This window comes from Streptomyces sp. NPDC006326 (assembly GCF_040612915.1).
Lineage (GTDB): Bacteria > Actinomycetota > Actinomycetes > Streptomycetales > Streptomycetaceae > Streptomyces.
The window spans coordinates 249,712-270,286 of record NZ_JBEXRC010000003.1; the positions used below are offsets into that span (position 1 = coordinate 249,712).

11 protein-coding genes are annotated in these 20,575 nt (G+C 71.2%); 7 read left to right on the top strand and 4 right to left on the bottom strand.

Going from position 1 to position 20,575, the window contains the following annotated elements:
- Positions 1–6 precede the first annotated feature (6 nt).
- Complete coding sequence (locus ABZ128_RS04365) at positions 7–1,173, bottom strand: CopD family protein (RefSeq protein WP_356845961.1); 1,167 nt, start codon at positions 1,171–1,173, stop codon at positions 7–9.
- A gap of 62 nt (positions 1,174–1,235) precedes the next feature.
- Here ABZ128_RS04365 and ABZ128_RS04370 point away from each other — a divergent pair, with 62 nt between their 5' ends.
- Together ABZ128_RS04370 and ABZ128_RS04375 are read left to right on the top strand one after the other, a co-directional pair.
- Positions 1,236–1,964, top strand: coding sequence for a YafY family protein (locus ABZ128_RS04370; RefSeq protein WP_356845962.1), 729 nt, complete (start codon positions 1,236–1,238; stop codon positions 1,962–1,964).
- Between the two features lie 35 nt (positions 1,965–1,999).
- Positions 2,000–2,434, top strand: a complete 435-nt coding sequence (locus tag ABZ128_RS04375) for a nuclear transport factor 2 family protein (protein WP_356845963.1) — start codon at positions 2,000–2,002, stop codon at positions 2,432–2,434.
- A 121-nt stretch (positions 2,435–2,555) separates the two neighbouring features.
- On the opposite strand, the gene ABZ128_RS04380 is transcribed toward ABZ128_RS04375, so the two are convergent.
- On the bottom strand, positions 2,556–7,484 hold the full coding sequence (locus tag ABZ128_RS04380) for an FG-GAP-like repeat-containing protein (RefSeq protein WP_356845964.1): 4,929 nt from the start codon (positions 7,482–7,484) through the stop codon (positions 2,556–2,558).
- Between the two features lie 382 nt (positions 7,485–7,866).
- On the opposite strand from ABZ128_RS04380, the gene ABZ128_RS04385 reads away from it, so the two are divergent.
- The 5 genes from ABZ128_RS04385 to ABZ128_RS04405 all read left to right on the top strand — a co-directional run bounded on the left by ABZ128_RS04385 (position 7,867) and on the right by ABZ128_RS04405 (position 18,933).
- Positions 7,867–15,027 carry a polymorphic toxin-type HINT domain-containing protein gene (locus ABZ128_RS04385; RefSeq protein WP_356845965.1) on the top strand — a complete coding sequence of 2,387 codons (7,161 nt, stop codon included), beginning with the start codon at positions 7,867–7,869 and terminating at the stop codon, positions 15,025–15,027.
- Entirely contained in the window at positions 15,018–15,290 is a 273-nt protein-coding gene (locus ABZ128_RS04390) for a hypothetical protein (protein WP_356845966.1), read from the top strand. The genes ABZ128_RS04385 and ABZ128_RS04390 overlap by 10 nt, the downstream gene beginning before the upstream one ends.
- Before the next feature lie 177 nt (positions 15,291–15,467).
- Positions 15,468–16,805, top strand: a complete 1,338-nt coding sequence (locus ABZ128_RS04395) for an AAA family ATPase (protein ID WP_356845967.1) — start codon at positions 15,468–15,470, stop codon at positions 16,803–16,805.
- Positions 16,802–17,863 carry a tetratricopeptide repeat protein gene (locus ABZ128_RS04400; protein ID WP_356845968.1) on the top strand — a complete coding sequence of 354 codons (1,062 nt, stop codon included), beginning with the start codon at positions 16,802–16,804 and terminating at the stop codon, positions 17,861–17,863. Before ABZ128_RS04395 ends, ABZ128_RS04400 begins: the two co-directional genes overlap by 4 nt.
- Positions 17,863–18,933: a tetratricopeptide repeat protein gene (locus ABZ128_RS04405; RefSeq protein ID WP_356845969.1), complete on the top strand. Its 1,071-nt coding sequence runs from the start codon at positions 17,863–17,865 to the stop codon at positions 18,931–18,933. Before ABZ128_RS04400 ends, ABZ128_RS04405 begins: the two co-directional genes overlap by 1 nt.
- Positions 18,934–19,013: 80 nt before the next feature.
- Here the strand turns inward: ABZ128_RS04405 and ABZ128_RS04410 are convergent, their stop codons facing one another.
- Positions 19,014–19,976 (bottom strand): poly-gamma-glutamate hydrolase family protein, encoded by a 963-nt coding sequence (locus tag ABZ128_RS04410; RefSeq protein ID WP_356845970.1) that lies wholly within the window; start codon positions 19,974–19,976, stop codon positions 19,014–19,016.
- 61 nt (positions 19,977–20,037) lie between these two features.
- Entirely contained in the window at positions 20,038–20,394 is a 357-nt protein-coding gene (locus ABZ128_RS04415; protein WP_356845971.1) for a VOC family protein, read from the bottom strand.
- Positions 20,395–20,575 lie beyond the last annotated feature (181 nt).

Sequence of the window (20,575 nt, forward strand, 5' to 3'; positions counted from 1 at the left end):
CGGCCGTCAGGGAGCCGCCGGAGCCGTGCGCCGGGCCAGTGCGTCGGAGGTCCTGACCGTGACGTAGAGCGAGGCGGCCAGGGTGAGGACGAGGAGGGCCCCCACGGCGAAGGTGCTGCCGCTGGAGACGGCCTGCGGGCTGCCCGCCTCGGAGCGGGCGGAGCCGCCGAGGAAGGGCACGACCGCCAGGACGGCGACGCCGAGGGCGACCTCGGCCCAGACGACCTTGGGGAAGTGTCCCAGCGTCAGCTGCACCAGCGAGGACGCGGCGTCTTCGCGCCGGGCCCGGGCGATACGGGGCATCAACCAGAACTGGTTGATGCCGCCGGCGGTCACCATGCCGAGCACCAGCAGGATCTTGACGAGCAGGAACAGGCCGTACGTGGTCGTCCACAGCTGGCTGACGGAGCCGACGTGCTTCCAGCTCATCCACAGGCCCGACGTGAGCACCGCGCCCACGCACACCAGGGCGACGAAGGCGAACCGGCGCCAGACGTCGGCCCACAGCGCGCCCGCGTCCTCGCTCAGCCGGCCACGCGCCCCGGTGAGGGCGGCGAGGAGCGCCAGGCCGCCCACCCAGACGACGCCGCTGATGATGTGGGTCTGGCCGAAGACGAGGTCCAGCCACTTGTCCGCGTTCTTCGGCTTGGTGGCCGGCACCGCCGCCACCAGCGTCACCGCGAGCGTCAGGGGCAGCGCGGTCAGCGCCACGGTGTCGGTGTGGCGGCGCGCCTGCGGAAGGAACAGGGCGATCAGGGCGGCGGACGCGAGGACCAGGACCGCGTTCTGCACCAGGTAGATCGTGCCCTGCGCGATCCACGCCCCCTTGGCCGCCGGCGCGAACAGGAAGTCCGCCATCCGGTCCGGTGCGAGGGCCTCGCCGAACGGCATGCCCTTGCCCGCCCGGGCCACCCGGCCGGCGAGCTGGAAGTAGCCCGCGATAACGAGGACGACCCCTGCCCAGGCCAGGTAGCGTGCCGCTCTTCGTCTCATGGCGTCGGCGTCATCGCCGCGGGTCTCCGGCGCGCGCAGTGCCGGGCGGACGGACGCCGCGTAGGTCACGGTGGCGCCGATCGCCCCGGACAGGCCGAGGAAATACCCGGACTTGGTGAGAATGCGCCAGAGCGGGGGCACGGCGTAGTCGGCCGAGGCGGCCAGGTACAGGGAGTTCATAAGGGAAGGCTAACCTAAAATAAGGTTAACCTAAATAAGCGGTCCGTAGCTACGGTCGTCCCGTGAACCGTACTGACCGCCTCTACGCGTTGGTGGAAGAACTGCGCGCCGCATCTCCCCGGCCGAGGAGCGCCCGCTGGCTGGCCGGGCGCTTCGACGTCAGCACCCGGACCATCGAACGCGACCTCAGCGCCCTCCAGCAGGCCGGCGTCCCCCTCTACGCCGAACCGGGCCGCAGCGGCGGTTACGTCCTGGACAAGCAGCACACCCTGCCGCCCCTGGCCATCACACCGGCCGAGGCCACGGCGCTGGCGGTGGGTCTGCACGCGCTGGCCGGAACGCCGTTCGCGGCCGACGCCCGTTCGGCCCTGCACAAGGTCCTCGCCGTCATGCCCCCACGGGAGCGCCGGGCCGCGCACGAACTCGCCGACCGCGTCCGGTTGGCCGTGCCTTCGGGGCCGACCACCGGCATGCCCCGTGCCGTGCGCGAGGCGCTCTCCACCCGACGGGTCCTCCGCCTGCGCTACGCCGACGCGCAGGGCGCCACCACCGACCGCGCGGTCGAACCCCTGGGGTTCCTGGGTGGCGAGCACTGGTACCTCATCGGCTGGTGCCGGCTGCGCGCCGCGGTACGCGGCTTCCGCCTCGACCGCATCCGGGAGGCCGAGGCCCTGGCGGAGACGCCGCCGCCGCGTCCGGTGGACCTCGCCGCCCTCGACACCCTCGGCCGGGAGTTCGTCGGTCTCGACGCCCTCGTAAACACCGACAGGGGGTTGTCGCCCAAGGCGTAGAGGCTGGTGCCACACCGACAACGGAAAGGCACTCCATGTCTGCCCAGAGCACCGCCCCCACGTCCGAAGCCGCCCTGCTGACCCGGGACCACGCCACCAGGCTGCTGGACGACTGGACGGCACTGTGGAACGGCGAACCCGTACGCGCCGAGCAGATCACCGCCCCCGGCTTCCGGCTCCGGTTCGCAAACGCCGTCGAAGGAACCGGCCCCGGAGCCACACTCGGACGCGGCGAACTCGCCGCCTTCATCGCGGCCCACCGCCAGGAGCTCACCGCACTGACCTACGCCGTCGACGGCGCTCCCGTCGTCGACGGGCCGGGCGGACGGCTCGCCGCACGGTGGACCGCGTGCTACACCGACGGCTCGGGCGCCCCCGTCACCAAGAGCGGCATCGACATGTTCTCGGTCGCGGACGGCCGCATCGCCGCCGTGTGGTCGCTGACCGGCGAGCGCCGCTTCGCCCCATAGCCGCAGGCGGCAGCACTCCCGCTGCACGGCGAGGGCCCCGTACCGCCACGTGGTGGCGGTACGGGGCCCGGGTGCGACCGGCGCACGGCTGCGCCGGCGGGTCACCGCGGTGCGGCTGCGGTCACCAGGTGCCGGGCAGGGTCTGCCAGCTCAGGAAACCGTTCTCGAAGCCGCCATCGGGGCGGCTCTTGAAGGTGAAGGTGCCCGAGGCGCCGCTCGCGTAGTTGTACAGCGAGGAGATGTCGTCCCGGCCGTCCCCGTCGGAGTCGCCCGAGACCGGCATGCCGGCGTTCGTGCCGTACCAGTTCCCCTCCGGGGTGTCCCAGCTGCGGACCGCGTCCCCGACGGTGCCGTCGGGCTTGGCGAGCAGCGTGGACAGCGAGCCGTGACCGTCGCCGTGGTCGTACATCAGCGCGGCGTCGGAGCGGCCGTCGCCGTTGTAGTCGCCGACCGTGAACTTGATCTTCGCGTACTCCCACGCACCGCCGGCGGGCTGGGTCCACGACTTCACCGGGGCGGCGACGCCGCCGTTCGGCTGGGCGAGGAAGGTGAAGACGGCGACGCCTCCGGCCGTGTAGCCGTAGAGGGCGACGAAGTCGTCGCGCTTGTCGCCGTTCACGTCACCGACCCGCCAGGTGGCGTGGTCGATCCACCAGTTGCCCGCGGGCGTCCGCCAGCTGGCGGCGGCCGGGTTGAAGAACCCGTCACCCTTCGCGGTCCAGGTGTGGGCCCCCGCTTCGCCGTTGCCGTAGTCGTAGACCATGGCGAGGTCCGCCTTGGCGTCGCCGTTGAAGTCACCGGCGAGCGGCTTGGCCTTGGCCCACTCGAAGTTCCCCGTGGCCACCGTCAGCCCCTTGACCGGGGTGAAGGTGCCGGTGGCGTTGGACAGGAAGCTCCACAGGGCGTTGGAGCCGTCGGCGTAGCCGTACAGCGCGACGATGTCGGCGCGGCCGTCACCGTTGACGTCCCCGGCCACCCACTTGGCGCGCTGGTAGGAGAAGCCGCCCTTGGTGCTGGTCCAGCGCACGGTGGGCGCCTCGTAGCCGCCGTCGGGCAGCGCGTTGAACACCCACAGGGCGGTGGTGTTGTCGCCGTAGTCGTAGACGGTCGCGAGGTCGCTGCGGCCGTCGCCGTTGAAGTCGCCGGACAGGTCCGTGCGCAGGTGCGCGGTGCGGTCGCCGGGCTGGTGCTCGACGGTCGCCCCGGTGGTGGTGTTGGCGCGGATGTAGCCCTTCTCGAAGTCCTCGCGCACACCGCCCGCGACCTCGTACTCGCCGGAGACCGGGTAGCCCAGGGTGCTCTTCTCCGCGCCGAGGGCGATCCAGCGCTTGCGGATGGAGCCGTGGACCGGCCAGGCGCCGTTGGCCCTGGTCCAGTAGATCGAGGCCGTCGGCTCGGTGTCGGAGCGCTTGCGGAAGTGGTTGAAGCGGGCGACGGCGCCGTCGCCGACGTTGGTCTCGTCGGTGACCGGGTAGCCCAGCGGGCTCGCGGGGCCGCCGAGGGAGACGTACCTGTTGTACACCGCGCCGTGGACGGACCAGGCGCCGGTGTCGGTGGAGTAGAAGATGCCGCCCTTGCCGCCCGAGGTGGAGTAGAAGGTGGAGAACCGGCCGCCGTCGAAGGTGGGGTTCTCGTCGGAGGTCGGGTAGCCGAGGATGCCCTTCTCGGCGCCCATGGCGAGCCACTTGGCGCGGATCGCGCCCCACACCACCCAGGCACCGCTGCTCGGGTGCCAGTAGATGGAGCCGTTGTCGCTCGTCTGACCCGCGCTGCGGAGGTTGACGTAGCGGCCCACGCCGTCGGCGGGGACGAGGATGTCGGTGGTGGGGTAGCCGAGCGAGGTGCCGCCCTTGGCCAGGTACTTGGCCAGGATCGGGCCGCACAGGGTGTGCGTGCCGGTCGCGGAGGAGGTGAAGGCCTGGCATTCCGACCAGGAGGTGCCGCCCAGCACGAGCTGCCGGCCGGCGCCGAACGCCGAACCGCCGGCCAGGGTCTGGCCCGGGAACTCGGTGATGCGGCCGTTGCCGTCGCGCGACCACAGGTCGGCGAAGCCGTTGGCCTCGAAGTCGCCGTTGCTGGCGAGGTGCGCGTACGCGGCGCCGGTGAAGCCGCTGCCGATGGATGTCGTGCGGACCGCCGGGTCGGCGAAGACCGACAGGTCGGCCGCGGTGGCCGCGCCCGGCTCCGTGCTGACGCGGCTGGTGTACTGGTGGATCTTGCCGGTGACGGTGTCGCGGGCCCAGATCTCGGGCAGCCGGTCGCCGTTGAGGTCGCCCGGCGCCATGACGGTCATGTTCTTCCAGTCGGCGTTGCCGAGCAGGATCGGCTCGCCGAAGGCGTCGAGGAAGCCGACGGCGGAACCGCGGTAGAGCCACAGCTGGTCGCCGGCCTTGACCAGCAGGTCCGGCTGGTCGGCGTCGTCGACCTTGCCGTCGCCGTTGTCGTCGTCGACGCTGCCGATCGCGACGGCCTGGTCCGCGTCGGCCCAGTGGTCGTCCACGTCGGGGTTGCCCACCTGGAGCTCGATGCGGTTGGCGTCCGCGCTCTCCAGGTCGCCGTCGCCCTTGTTGGGGTAGACGTAGAGGTTCTTGCGGGAGTTGTCGGGACTGGGCTGCAGGGCCACGAGGTCCTCGTAGTAGTCCTCGTTCCAGCTGCCGCGGTGCGTCAGCGAGACGACGTCCGCGAAGGAGCCCTGGTCGAGCCGGCGGGAGAGGTCGAAGGTGCCGTCGCCCTTGCCGGGGTGCATCCACAGCAGGCCGGAGCCCGGGTCGACGCTCCAGATGTCCACCGTGCCGTCCCCGTTGAGGTCGCCGTGTTTGTCACGGGTGGCCAGGCGCTTGGCGTAGAACAGGTACTCCTTGAGGTTCGACCGGTTGCCGGACGCGTCGAGGCTGTGCACGAACAGGCGCTGCGGACCGGCCGTGGTCGGCGTGTACTTGACGTCCACCGAGCCGCCGACGGCGGTCGGGGGGATCTTGTTCACCTTGGGGTTGGAGTCGGTCCACCACTCGAAGGCGGTGACGTCCTTGACCCCGTTGGCGCTCAGGGTGAACGTCCCCTCGCTGCGGGCGAAGCCGGTCTTGTCCGGGTCGTCCTCGCCCTCCGGGAACTGCTTCGAACTCACCAGAGGCGTGCGGTCCGGGCGGGTCCGGTCGATGGTGAAGAGGCACTGGCCGGCCCAGGGGCCGGGCGGACCGACGTTGTCCAGGGTGCGCACGTCCCACCGGTAGGTGCCGTTCAGGTCCTTGGCCGGGATGCGCAGCTGTGCCACGTTGCCGTTACTGGCCTTCACGGTGGCCTTGGTGGGGGTGGCGGCGCCGTCCTTCCAGTAGTGGAACTCGGCGGCCAGGGACACGTCCTGCTTGTCCTTGTCCTTCACCCGGGCGCGCAGGACGATCTGGTCGGTGGTCCCGATGACCCCGCCCGTGCAGGGCACGGACGGGTCGGTGGAACGCTCCGTGATCTTGTCCGGGGTGGTGTTGAACGTCGTGGAGACGCGGGCGCTGTTCGGGTCGAGCTTGCGCCAGGAGACGTCGACGGTGTCCTTCGCGGCCTTCAGGCCGAAGGTCCAGGTGCCCCAGTGCTTCTGGGCGGCCATCGCGACCGCCGACTTCACGTTGAGCTCGATCACGTCGCCGTCGCCGGGGCAGTTGCGACCGCCGTAGGACTGGCCGCTGGAGTCGACGAGCCGCGACCAGTCGGGCTGGTTGTTCCAGGTGGTGGACTTGGAGATGGTGCCGGTGTCCCAGACCTGGATGTCACCGGACTTGCAGCTCCAGGAACCGGCCGACTTCTGCTTGATCCGCAGGGTCGACTCGATGATCTGCTTGTCCCAGTAATCCTTCATGCCGACCTGGAAGAAGGTCTTGGCGCAGATCACGGCGTTGCCGTTGGCGGCGTCCCGGGCACATCCGACGCGGGCGTCCTTGCTGAGGGTGCCGCCGTTCCAGTAGTTCGTGTTCGGCGAGGACGGGAACGCGTTGTGCTTGTACGCGATCGTCCACGCCTGCTTCCACGCGTCCCAGGTCGGGTCGATCACGACCGGGTACGTGGTCCCTGGTGCCTTGAGCAGGTTCTGGTCCGGCGTCAGGGTGAGCGTGGAGCCGTTCAGCCGGACGCCGAGGTCGGCCTGCTTGGCGCCGGTGGTGACGCCCTCGACCGGCGCCGGGAGCGCCTCGGCCGGGGCGGTCCCGGTGGCAGGTGCTGCGGCGGCCGGGGCCGAGCGCAGCGACGTGGCGGCCGGGGCCGGCGCGGTGGCCGGGGACGCCGGCGCGGTGGGGGCCTCGGCCTTCTGCCCGCCCGCGTCCCACATCTGCGGCTTCGCCGAGCCGAAGACGGTCTGCCCGGCGGGGTCCACGGCCCGCAGCTGTCCGTCGGCCTCGGCGCGAACGGTCAGCCCCTTGGCCTTCAGGCCGAACGAGAGGGACGCCAGGGCCGGGTTGCCGGCCGCCTCGCGGGTCTTGACGACGAGCGCGTGCGAGAAGCTGTCCACGGTGGCGCTCACCCGCAGGTCCACCCCGGGCAGCACCTCGGGGTAGACCGCGCTGCTGCCCTCAAGCCGGGGCTCGGGCAGCGGCGCCGGCCAGCTCAGGGCCACGTCGCGGCCGTTCTCCGACATCACGGCGAGGGGGGAGTCACCGCCCCCCGAAAACGTCAGCCCGATGGCGGCGGCCTTCGGCGCGAGACGGCCGTCGGTGCCTTTGTGCAGGGTGGTGTCGACGGGAATGAGCTTTCCGCCCCGGCGGACCCGTACGGGTACCAGCGAGCGCTCTGCCGTTTGCGTGCCGTTCGGATTGGCCCACACCTCGTCGGTCTCGGTGCGCAGGCCGGTGATTTCGACCGGCTTTCCGGTCCGCTTGGCCTCGGCGGCGGCCTTTTCGGCCTCGGCGGCGGGCGCCGTCCGGCCCGCGTCGGGGCCCGAGGCCGTCGCCGCGGCGGCGAGAGGTGCGGTCCCCATCAGGCCCGCTGCCAGGGCCAGGGTCGTGACCAGCGCAGACGCCCGCAAGCGAGGCTGGCCGGTGGCGCGGAGCCGCGCCAGGGGTGGTCTCACGGAGGTTCCTCGTAGTCGATCCGGGCGCGTACGGAGCGTTCCTGCGCACGGATGGCTTGATCAGTCCGGGCGAGCTTCTCACGACCTGCGACCCGACCCGAATAAACGGAATAGGAAATTCCTATTCCGGCCGCCATCTGTCCGACTTTGCCTGGGCTTGGTGCCTACTTTGCGGTACGTAATTACTGGCCGAGAGGCAGTGGGAAATGTGTCCCAGCCCTCACTGTTACGGTCTTGGATCACCCTTCGAATAGTGTGTACATTTGTGCACGCGTGACCTATGACGGAACCCAATTTGCGAAATCGAAATTGGTACGCTAGGGGCGGAAAGCGCAGACGCGCGCTCGGCTGGTCGGTACCAGCCCTGTCCGTCGCCCTGTGCGTGACCGGGCTCGCCTCGCCACCGGCGTCCGCGGCCTCCAAGACCACTCCTCCCGCACTGCAGAAGCTGACCAAGGTCGGCGGCAAGCCGGTCGTCGGCAAGCCCGCACCCCCGCCCGGCGAATCCCAGCGCAACAAGTGGACCGCCCCGCCCAAGGTGGCCTGGCCCGCGGCCGGGTCGGCCGAGGTCCAGCTCCCCGCCGGCCATGGCTCCGCCCCCGCCGACGGCCGCTCCCTGATGCTCTCGGCCCCCGCGGCGGGCGGGCCCGCCGCCCCGCAGGCTGGTCCGGCCAAGGCCGGGACGCTGCCGGTACGGATCGCCGCCGCGGCCCCGGCCGCGCCGCAGGCCCGCAAGGCCCCGCAGGCGCTCGCCGCCCCCTCGGCAGACGGCACCTCCCCGGCCGCCGACGCCCCAGTCAAGGTCAAGGTCGACCTGCTCGACCGTGGCGCCGCCGACAAGGCGGGTGTCCCGGGCGGACTCCTGATGGCCGTCAAGCGGACCGACACCCGCGCCGGTGACGCGCCGGTCTCGGTCGAGCTCGACTACAACACCTTCAAGAACGCGTACGGCGGCAGCTGGGGTTCCCGGCTCCGCTTCACCGCGCTGCCGGCCTGTGTGCTGACGACGCCCGAGCGGCCCGAGTGCCGTACGGCCACTCCGGTCGCCGCGCACAACGACGCGAGCACGGGCACGCTCACGGCCACCGTCGACACCGCCGCACAGCCCGGCTCCGCCACCGCGACCGGCTCGTTCGCGACCAAGGGCGCCCGCTCGGCCACGCCCATGATGCTGGCCGCGGCCGCCGCGGCCGCCCCGACGGTGCTGGCCGCCGCGCCGAGCGCCGACGGCGCCAACGGCACCTTCAAGGCCACCTCGCTGAGCCCGTCCGGCTCCTGGCAGGCGGGCGGCTCGGCCGGTGACTTCTCCTGGTCCTACCCGCTCGACGTGCCGGCCTCACTGGGCGGCCCGAGCCCCTCACTGGCCCTCGGCTACTCCAGCGCGCAGATCGACGGACGCACCTCGGCCTCCTCGCAGCAGACCTCCTGGGTCGGCGACGGCTGGGACCTGGGGTCCAACTTCATCGAGCGCTCCTTCATCCCCTGCAGCCAGGACAAGAAGGAGGGCTCCGGGTTCAACAACCCCAAGGACGACACCGGCGACCTCTGCCACGCCGTCTCCACCGTCACGATGTCCCTCAACAGCGGCTCCACCCAGCTCGTCCGGGACGACAAGACCGGGGTCTGGCGCCCCTCCGACGACGACGGCTCCCGCGTGGAACTGCTCTCCGGCGCCGACAACGGCGACAAGAAGGGCGAGTACTGGCGGGTCACCACCCCGCAGGGCGTCCAGTTCCACTTCGGCCTGAACAAGGTGCCGGGCTGGAGCACGGGCAAGCCCGTCACCAACTCCGCGCTGCTCGTGCCGGTCTACGGCAACCACCCGGGCGAGGACTGCTTCAAGGCCGGCGATTTCGCGAACTCGGTCTGCGACGAGGTCTACCGCTGGAACCTGGACTACGTGGTGGACCCGCGCGGCAACGCGATGACCTACTGGTACAAGAAGGAGGTCAACCACTACGGGTCGAACTACAAGATCGCGGGCGGTTCCACCAACCGCGCCTACGACCGCGGCGGCTGGCTCGACCACATCTCCTACGGCCTGCGCAAGGACAACCTCTTCGCGAACGCCCCGGCCCAGGTGCAGTTCACCGTCGCCGAGCGCTGCATGAAGACGAAGGACTTCGACTGCGCCGAGGACAAGCTCAAGCCGGAGGTGGACTGGAACATCGCCAAGATGTGGCCCGACACCCCCGGTGACCAGCTGTGCGCCGCCAAGGAGGAGTGCAAGGCCCGCTTCACGCCGACCTTCTTCACCCGCAAGCGGCTGACCGAGATCACCACCGAGGTCTGGAACGGCACCACCCACCAGCCCGTGGACACCTGGAAGCTCACCCAGGACTTCCCGCAGACCGGCGACGGCACCGACTACCCGCTGTGGCTCGCCGCCGTGCAGCACACCGGCAGGAACGGCAAGGAGATCAGCCTCCCGCCGGTGACCTTCCGCGGCAAGCAGCTGCCCAACCGCGTGGACGGCATGGACGACGGCAAGCCGCCGTTCCTGCGCTACCGCATCGAGGCCATCGACACCGAGACCGGCTCGACGGTCAACGTGCACTACCGCGACCCGGAGTGCCGGGCCGCCAACCCGCGCGTGATCCCGGCGTCCCACGAGTCGAACACCCTGCGCTGCTACCCGGTGATCAACGAGATACCGGACCCGAACGACCCCAAGCGCGAGAAGAAGCTCTACGTCACCGACTGGTTCCACAAGCACGTCGTCGACCGGGTGCAGGAGGAGGACCGCAACGGCAACTCCCCGACGCGCGTCACCGAGTACCAGTACCTCGGCGCCCCGGCGTGGGCGTACGACGACGAGACCGAGACGATGCGCCCCCACACGCGCACGTGGTCGCAGTGGCGCGGCTACGAACGCGTGCGGACGCTGATCGGCGCGGCACCGGACAAGCGGTCCCTGACCGAGACGCTGTTCTTCCGCGGCCTCGACGGCGACCGGGCCGCCCCCTCCGGCGGCAAGCGGTCGGTGAAGGTCAAGGACTCCGAGGGCAAGGAGATCGCCGACCACCGCCTCTTCGCCGGCCAGACCCGCGAGGTCCTGGCCTACAACGGCGAAGGCGGCGTCCTGGAGGCGGCGACCACCTACACCCCGTGGATCCACGGCCCCACGGCGACCCGCCTGCGCGAGGGCATCGAGCCGCTGCAGTCCTTCGTCAGGGGCACCACCAACGTCTCCTCCCGCACGCTGCTCTCGGACAACCGGGGCTGGCGGCGCACCGCGCAGGAGACCGTCCTCGACGAGCAGGGCAAGCCGCAGACGGTCTCCGACCTCGGCGACGTCTCGGACCCCAAGGACGACAGCTGCACCCGGTACGAGTACGACTCCGACGAAACCCTGTGGATCATCGGCCGGGAGAAGCGGATCGAGACGGTCGGCAAGGCCTGTGACGCCAAGGACGTGAATCGTCCCGAGGACGTCATCTCCGACGCCCGTCTGTTCTACGACGCCGTAGGCAACGTGGTCCGCTCCGAGTCGCTGTCCGGCTACGCCGGGGGCCGGCCGCAGTACACCGTGGACGGCTCGCTCACCTTCGACGCCTACGGACGCCCGAAGACCACGACCGACGTGTTCGGCAAGGTCACCAAGATCGACTACACCCCGGCCGCCGGGCAGATCGTCACCAAGGTCGTCACCACCAACCCGCTCGGCCACACCGACACCACCGAGACGGACCTCGGCCGCGGTTCGATCCTGGCCAAGCAGGACACCAACGGCCGCCGCAGCGTCATGCAGTACGACGCACTCGGCCGCCTCGCCAAGGCGTGGTCCCCCGACCGCGACCCCGACACCAAGTCCCCGGACGCCGAGTTCGCCTACGACGTCCGCCCGGACGCGCCCGTCGTCATCACCACCAAGTCGCTCGTCGACGACGGCAGCTACCGCAGCAGCTACGAGATCTACGACAGCAGCCTGCGCATCCGCCAGACCCAGCTGGAAGCCCTCGGCGGCGGCCGGCTGATCGCGGACACCTTCTACAACAGCCTCGGCCAGGTGTGGAAGTCCAACGGCGCCTACTACACCGGCGGCAACGCCTCCGGCGAGCAGTGGGCCCCGAAGGACAACGAGGTGCCGTCCTCCACCGTCACCGAGTACGACGGCAGCGGCCGCGCCACCGCACAGATCTCCCGCAAGTTCGGCGAGGAGACCTCGCGGACGACCACCGCGTACGGCGGCGACAGCATCACCGTCGACCCGCCGACCGGCGAGACGCCGACCCAGGCCTTCCTCGACGGCCAGGGCCGCAAGACCGAGCTGCGCTCCTTCCGCTCGGACTCGCCGACCGGCGCGTACGACGCGACCCGCTACGGCTACGACCGGCGCGGCCAGCTCGAAACCGTCGTCAACGCGGCCGGGGACACCTGGTCCTTCGAGTACGACATCCGGGGCCGGCAGACGAAGGTCTCCGACCCGGAGAAGGGCACCACCTCCAAGGTCTTCGGCAAGGGCGACCGCCTGGAGTCGGTGACCGACCAGCGGAACAAGACCGTGGCGTTCGCCTACGACGCCCTGGGCCGGGTCACCGAGACCCACGAGGGCTCGCTGTCCGGCGCCAAGCTGAGCGAGATCGTCTACGACACCCTGCCGGGCGCAGTCGGCCTCCCGGTCTCCTCGACCCGCTACGTGGGCGGCAACGCGTACACCCACGCGATCACCGGCTACGACCAGGGGTACCGGCCCACCGGATCCACGGTGACCATCCCGAAGTCCGAGGGCGCGCTCGCGGGCACGTACTCCTTCTCCACCGGCTACCGGCCCACCACGGGCCTGACCGCGTGGACGCAGCAGCCGGCGGTCGGCGGACTCCCCGCCGAGCGCGTCACCATGACCTACAACCACTTCGAACTGCCCACCGTCATGGGTGTGGCGGGCAAGACGTTCGTGGGCAAGGTCGACTACTCGCCGATGGGCGACGTGCTGCGCACGGAGACCGGCGCCGCCGGCTCCCAGCTGTTCACCACCAATTTCTACGACGAGCAGACCCGGCGCCTGACCCGCACCGTCAACGACCGGGAGAAGGCCCCGGGCCGGATCAACGACACGTCGTACGAGTACGACGCCGTCGGCAACATCCTCAAGGTCAAGGACCAGGAGGGTGCGGCCGCCACCGGCACGACGGACACGCAGTGCTTCGCCTACGACCACATGCGCCGCATGAGCGAGGCGTGGACGGCGAGCGACGACTGCGCGGTCAAGCCGAACGCCACCGGCCCCGGCTCCGCGCCGAAGGTCGGCGGTCCGGCCCCGTACTGGACGTCGTACTCCTTCGACACGGCCGGCAACCGCACCAAGGAGGTCCAGCACTCCACCACCGGCGACCTCACCAAGGACGTCATCCGCTCCTACGGCTACGGCACCCCGGGCAAGCCCGGAGCCAACCGGCTCCAGCGGGTCGACACGACCGGCCCCGGCGGCACCCGCAGCGACTCGTTCGCCTACGACGAGGTCGGCAACACCAAGACCCGCACCGTCCAGGGCAACACCCAGCAGATGGAGTGGGACGTCGAGGGCCACCTCGCCAAGGTGACCGAGGGCGCCAAGACGACCGAGTTCCTCTACGACGCCAACGGCAACCGCCTCATCAAGCGCGACCCGGCGGGTACGACGCTGTACCTGCCCGGTACCGAGGTCAAGCTGAAGCCGAACGGCGCGGTGGAGGCCACGCGCTACTACGCGCACACCGCCGGACCGACCATGGTGAAGACCGCCAAGGACGGCACGGTCACCACCTCCTACCTCCTCGCCGACAACAACGGCACGGCCACCACGGCCGTCGACGCCGCCACCCAGGCCGTCACGCGCCGCAAGTTCACCCCCTTCGGTGACGCGCGGGGCACCGCCCCGGCGGTGTGGCCGGGCAAGAAGGCCTTCGTCGGCGGCGAGATGGACGAGTCCACCGGACTGGTCCACCTGGGGGCCCGGGAATACGACCCGGCCACCGGGCGGTTCCTGTCCGTCGACCCGATCGTCGACTACAACGAGGCCGCGCAGCAGAACCCGTACGCCTACGCCAACAACTCGCCCGTGACGTTCTCGGACCCCTCCGGCAAGGCCATCGCGCCGCCGGTGATGCCGATCAAGGACTTCACGGACGCGGAAGTGGCCTGGGCGAACTGGGCGAACGGCCGCAGCGCCCTCGACGTCGCGCTGGACGTGGCCGTCGGCATCCTCAAGGACGCCTCCGGCTACAACGACATCAAGGCCTGCCTCGGCGGTGACTGGGGTGCCTGCGCCGGCCTCGCCTTCGAGGCGGCCCTGCCCTTCGCGGGCAAGGCCAAGCGCATCCTCAAGGCCCTGGACCGGGCCTGGGACGCCTTCAACAGCTGGATGGGCAAGCTGAAGCTCGCGCGGGACATCCTCGCGCGCGTCGAGCGCTACCAGCAAGCCATGGCCAAGTACGCCGAGGACCTGGCCGAATGGAAACGCCAGATCGAGGAAGCGGCCGAACGGGCCAGAAAACTGGAGGAGGAAGCGGCGGCGGCCAGAAGAGCCGCACAGGAACGCGCCGCGGCGGCGGCCCGCAAGGCCGAGGAGGCCAAGGCCACCGCGGCCCGGCAGGCCAGGGAGGCCGCGGCCCGCGCGAAGAAGGCCGACCGGCACGGCAAGTCCTCGAAGCAGGCCGAGCCGAAGAAGGCCGCGAAGGACGGGGGCGGCGACGGCGGGGGCGGCGGCTGCAAGGTCCGCAACAGCTTCACCCCCGGCACCGAGGTCGTGATGGCCGACGGCTCCGCCAAGCCCATCGAGGACGTGGAGATCGGCGACCAGGTCCTCACGACCGACCCCGGGAGCGGGAACACCATCGCCGAACCCGTCTCCGCGCGGATCACCGGCGAGGGCGAGAAGCACCTGGTCCGCATCACCGTCGACACCGACGGCGACAAGGGCACGGCCGCCGACGTCATCACCGCGACCGACGGCCACCCCTTCTGGGTGCCGCAGCAGCGGCGCTGGGTCGACGCCGGCGAGCTGAAGGCCGGCCAGTGGCTCCAGACGTCCTCGGGGACGTGGGTGCAGGTCGCCTCGGTGGCGGCGTGGACGCAGGCACAGCGCGTCCACAACCTGACGGTCACCGACACGCACACGTACTACGTGCGTGCGGGCGCGGCGGCCGTGCTGGTGCACAACTGCGGCGCCCTGAAGAACGCCACGGACGACGACCTGCGGGCCGCGGCGCTGAAGGAGATCCCACCGAAGAACGGCAAGCCGTTCCAGCGCGACTTCCACATGACCGAGGCGGGCCGGGCCCTGCAGAAGCACACCGACCCGGTCAAGCGCACCGCCGACCACGTCAAGAAGTACCTGCCGTTCCTCAACGGGGCCAACCGCCTCACGGACAAGCGGGCGCTGAACGACGGGGCCGAGGTACTGCTGGACGAGATCCTCGGCAGTTCCACGGCCACCAGGACCATCGAGCAGTCCTCGGCCTTCTACGGTGGGCACGTTCTCGACATCATCGAGAAATCCACCGGCCGCGGCGCGCGATGGAGTCTCCGAGGCGGCGGCCTGCAATTCGAGGGATGGCTATGAGGGTTTTCACCGTGCAGGGACGGGAGTACGCCGCCCTCACCGTGCTCGGCAGCGAGGATTTCGACGCCATGGAAGTGGTGGAGATGACCGGCGCCGGGCGGGGTGGGCTCCTGCTGGAGTTCCGCATGACCGAGGAGTCGGCCGCGCTGGCGCACCTCGGTGCGGAGGTCGGCATCCCGCTGCTCAGGGCCTCCCTGGAGATCTTCAGGGAGGAGTTCCTGGAGCCCAGGCGCGCGGCGGGCCTGCCGCTGCCGCCCTGGTAGCCCGTACGGCCTGAACCACTCGGGAGAGCCCCGCCGGACACGCGTCCGGCGGGGCTTGCCCGTTCCGGAAGACTCATGAAGATCTTGTCGAGGGGGCTGTCCACGCGCTCCCCGCGCCTGTCGATTTCGGCCGCACCCGGTGAACGGGAGCCGCCGGCCGCTTTCTAGGCTGACCCCATGTCCGACGAGTCACCTCTCATCCGTAGCCTGCGGGCCGCTGTCGCCGCCGCTCCTGAAGACGTGCCCCTGCGGCTGCACTTCACCGAACTGCTCCTTGCGGAGGGGAGGCACGACGAGGCCGTCACGCAGGCCGCGGTCGCGCTGCAGCACGCGCCGGGCGACGAAGCCGTACGGGACCTGATGGTCCGCGCCATGCAACTGCCCAAGGTCGGCCCGCCCCCGCCCCCCAGGACCCCGCCCCGGGCCGCCGCGTCCGCCGCCCCCTCACCCGCCACGGACGGCACCCGACCCCCCGGTTTCGACTGGGCCGCCGCCGAGCAGGAAGTCGCCGACGTCGTCGGCCCCCGCTTCGCCGCCGACCCCACCGATGCCACTGATCCCGCCGGCGCGGGCGATGCCACCGAGGCCCCCCTGACCGCGGACGGCAGCGGCGACCCGGCCGACGCGTCCGCCTGGGACATCGACGCCCCCGGCGACGTACGCCTCGCCGACGTCGGCGGCATGGAGCAGGTCAAGGACCGGCTCGAAGCCGCCTTCCTCGCCCCCATGCGCAACCCCGAACTCCGCAAGCTGTACGGTAAGTCGCTCCGCGGCGGCCTGCTCCTCTACGGCCCGCCCGGCTGCGGCAAGACGTTCATCGCGCGGGCCGTCGCCGGCGAGCTCGGTGCCGCCTTCATGTCGGTCTCTCTCTCCGACATCCTCGACATGTACATCGGCACCTCCGAGAAGAACGTCCACGACATCTTCGAGGCCGCCCGCCGCCAGGCGCCCTGCGTGGTCTTCCTCGACGAGCTGGACGCGCTCGGCGCCAAGCGCTCGCGTACGCACCACAGCGGTCTGCGCAATGTCGTCAACCAGCTCCTCACCGAGCTCGACGGCATCAACGCCGCACAGAACGAAGGCGTCTTCGTGCTCGCCGCGACCAACGTCCCCTGGGACGTGGACCTCGCCCTGCGCCGCCCCGGCCGCCTGGACCGCACCCTGCTCGTACTGCCGCCCGACGCCCCGGCCCGGGAGGCGATCCTCCGCTACCACCTGCGCGAGCGGCCCATCGAATCCGTCGACCTCGGCAAGATCGTCAAAGTCACCGAGGACTTCTCGGGCGCCGATCTCGCCCATGTCTGCGAGAGCGCGGCCGAGTACGCGCTCCTTGACTCCGCCCGTTCCGGCACCGTCCGCATGATCGGCACCAAGGACCTCCTGAACGCGGCCAAGCAGATCAAGCCGTCCAGCGAATCCTGGTTCGCCTCCGCCCGCAACGTCGCCATGTTCGCCAACGACGGCGGTATGTACGACGACCTGGTCGCCTACCTGAAGAAGAAGCGCAAGCTGTGAGTGGAACATCCCTGCACCCACGGGTCGAACAGGCTCTGGCGCTCTACGACATGAAGCGGTGCGAGGAGGCCCTCGCCCTCCTCGACCGGCGTCTCGCCGAGGCACCCGACGACCACGAGGCGTGGACCACGCGCGCCCGCTGTCTCACCGCCCTCGGCCGCCACGAGGAGGGGCTCGACGCCGCCGACCGGGCGCTGAAGCTCGAACCGGAGCTCGCCGACGGGCACTTCATGCGGGGATTCGCCCTGCGCAGGATGAGCCGGCTGCCCGAGGCCGAACAGTCGCAGCGGGAGGCCATCCGCCTCGCGCCGGAACGCTGGGCCCCGCATGCCCAGCGGGCCGAGATGCTGATCTTCGTGGGGACGAAGGAGGAGGCACTCCAGGAGGCCCAGGAGGCCGTACGGCTCGGCCCCGACGTCGTCGACACGTGGCACACCATGTACAAGGTCGCCGCGTTCAACAGCCGCCCCGACCTGGTGCAGGAGTCCGTGCGGCAGCTCCTGCGCATCGACCCGACCGATCAGCTCGCCGTCACCGATGTCACCGGGCGCGAGGCACGCAAGCCCGGCACGTCCGCCGCCCGGGCCGCAGACCTCTACGCCGGCGCACTCGCCGTCGCCCCCGACTCCGAGTCGCTCCGCTCCGACCTCGACAGCGCCGTCTACCGGATGCTGCGCGGCACCCGATGGCTCGCCCTGCTCTGTCTGGTCATGGCCGCCGTCACCGTCGACGTCTTCCCCACCGGGGGCGAGGCGAAGGAGCTGCCCCTCCCTCTCGGCAGCCGGCTGTGGGCGCTCACCCTGATGGCCGTGGTGTGGGGCTTCGGCGCCTGGCGCCGCTACCGGCGGCTGCGGACCGGGGCACAGCTCACCGTGTTCGCGCTGGTGCGCCGCTCGTTCTGGCCCAGGGTCGTGCTCGGCCAGGCCACCTGGGCCACCCTGTGCGCGCTGCTGCTCGTGGCCCTTCCGTGGAGCGAGCGCACCGTCCCTCAGGTCCTGTTCTGGCTGGCACTCGTACCCAACCTGCTCAGCATCACCCACGACCGGGACAAGGTCTGATGAGCCGGGCCCTGCAACAGGCCGACGTCCTCTTCGACCTGGGGCGCTACGAGCAGGCCGCCGCACTCGCCGCCCAGCACCTCGCCGGCCACCCCGACGACGCCACCGCACTCGTGCGGCTCGCCCACTGCCGACACCGCCTCGGCGACGAACAGCAGGCGCTCACCGCCGTCGAACACGCCCTGCGCGTCGCACCCGAGTCGGTGAGTGCCTGGTTGATACACACCCACGTCCTGCTCGCCCTGAAGGAGTACAAGCAGGCCGAGGGTTCCGCCCGGCGCGCCGTCGAACTCGCCCCACAGCACTGGGGGAGCCACTACACCCTCGGCGCCGTCCTCTACCGCGCCGTCCGCGCGAAACGCAGGCGGGCCGCATACGAGTCGGCCCGCACGGCCGCCGCCCTGGCGCCCGAGGAGAGCGACGCACACCTCCTCGTCGGCCTGACCGCCTTCCGCACGGGCAACCACCGCGTCGCCCAGCAGGCCTACGAGACGGCGCTGCGCCTCAACCCGGACAGCAGCGAGGCCCACAATAACCTCTCGCTGCTCCATCTGCGCCGCCGCTGGTTCCGTCCCGGCTCGTGGACCCGGGCCGCCGAGGGATTCGTCCAGGCCGCCGCCCTCGACCTGAACGACGGCCAGGCCCGCCACAACCTGGAGACCATGGCCTGGGGAACGGTCATGGGCTCGCGCTGGGTGGCCCTCGCCGGAATCGTCGCGGTGTCGTGCGGCTCCGCCCACCTGCGTGCGGGCGCCGCCGGCACCGACGCCCTCGCCACCTACCTGGGGTGCGCTGCCGTGCTCGTCGGCAGCTGGGGAGGCTGGCTGCTGTGGCAGACCCGGCGGGTCCCGCCCCACCTGCGCCGTCCCCTCCTGCTGGTGTCACGCGGCTGCCGGCCGGTCCTCGGGATGGCGTTCGCCATCGCGCTGCTCATCGTCCACTCGGCTTTGGCGCTGGTGCTGTGGCGCAGCGCCGTGTTCGCCGCACTCGCGATTCCGCTGTTCTTCTTCGCGCTCGTCACGTCCGTGGCCGGCCGTACCGCCCTCCAGCAGCGCGCGCCGAAGCCGTAGGAGGAAGGGAGGCGGCGCCTGGAAGACCCATGAATGCGCGTGGCGGGGGACGCGGGCCCGGCGTGATCCGAAAGGCAGGCCTACGGGGTGCCGGAGTAGGCCGCCGGCTCCGGCAGGTCGTCGAGGCCGAGTTCGTGCCGGTCGAGCGCTTCGCGTACGGCGCCCACGAAGCCGTTCCAGAAGTGGGCCTGGTTGCCGTCGCCCACCCCGGCGGTCCGCCTGCGGTCGGCGGCGCTGCCGAAGGATCCGAACATCGCCTCGCGCAGCTTCGTCGAGATCTCCAGCTGGGCGCCGGCCGCGGTACGGGTGCGGTTGACGATGTTCGCGGGGTCGTCGCCGTTCAGGGAGCTGTCCGTCCCGGCGACGGTCACCGTCACGGCCAGTTCGGGGGTCGGGGCCGAGGGGGTGAACCCGTGCCGGTCGAAGGCCCACGCCAGGTTCCGCATCAGCCGCTGGTCCCGGCCGCCGATGAGGATCTGCTTGGCCGGCTGGCCGTCCTTCGGCGTGAAGCCGTGGAGGGAGACGGCGTACAGGTTGTTGCCGCAGACGGCCAGGGCGGCCGGGTCGTCGCAGTGGGTGGAGGTGACGTGGAGCTCGGCGGAGGAGGCCAGTGCCTCGAACATCCAGTAGTCGCGCTGCGGGACGCCGCTCTCGGGCACGGGCAGGGTGTCCCCGGCCCCGGCGGGCTTGTAGCCGGCGAGGGCGAGACAGAGCTCGCTGGTGCCCGCCTCGATGCCGCCGCCGTGCGGGGCGATGACGGCCGTACTGCGGACGGGGTTGCTCGTACCGGCGGCGTTGTCGAGGAGCTCGGCCCGAGGGGTGCAGCGGAAGCGTCGCATCCAGTGCTCGCCTTCCCGGAAGCTGCCGCTGCTGTACAGGGCGGCGTTCGAGGGGAACCGGTCGCCCGTGGCCGTGGAGGCCGTGGCGGGGGCCGTGGCCGCGGAGGCCGTGGCGCCGTTTCCGGCAAGGTCGTTGAGCAGGGGCAGACCGGCGGCCGCAGCCGCCACGGAGGTCAGGACGTCACGCCGACTGGTGATTTTCATACGGTGATCACCTCCGACTCCCCGGCCGACCGGTAGCCCGGCGCCGCGGTCTGCCCCGGCCTCAGCGGGCGCGGGAGGCCAGGACGCAGAACTCGTTGCCCTCGGGATCGGCCAGCACCGTCCAGGACACCGCCGCGCCCTGACCGACCTCGCACCGCCTGGCGCCGTGCGCGAGCAGCCGGGCCACCTCCGCGGCCTGGTCGTCGGGCCGGAAGTCCAGGTGGAGCCGGTTCTTCACCGTCTTTCCCTCCGGTACCGGCACGAAGATCAGCCCCGGCAGCCGGTCGGGCGCCGGGCGGATCTCGTACTCCTCGGGGGAGTCGTTCACCACGGCCCACCCCAGCGCTTCGGCCCACCACCGTCCGAGCCGGCCCGGGTCCCGGGCGTCCACCACGGTCTGCTCCCACTCCAATGCCATGAACCGACCGTAGCCCCGGCGCTCGCCCCGGCCCGTGATTGCCGGGCGGCCATCTGCGACCTGGCCCGCTCCGCCCGTGCCGTCGCTACCGGGGGTCCAGGCGTACCTGCGGCGAAGCGCCTGTCCCTCGCCGTCTGGCTGAGGAAACGAAGAGCCGTCCGGCCGGCCCCGCGGGCGGGCG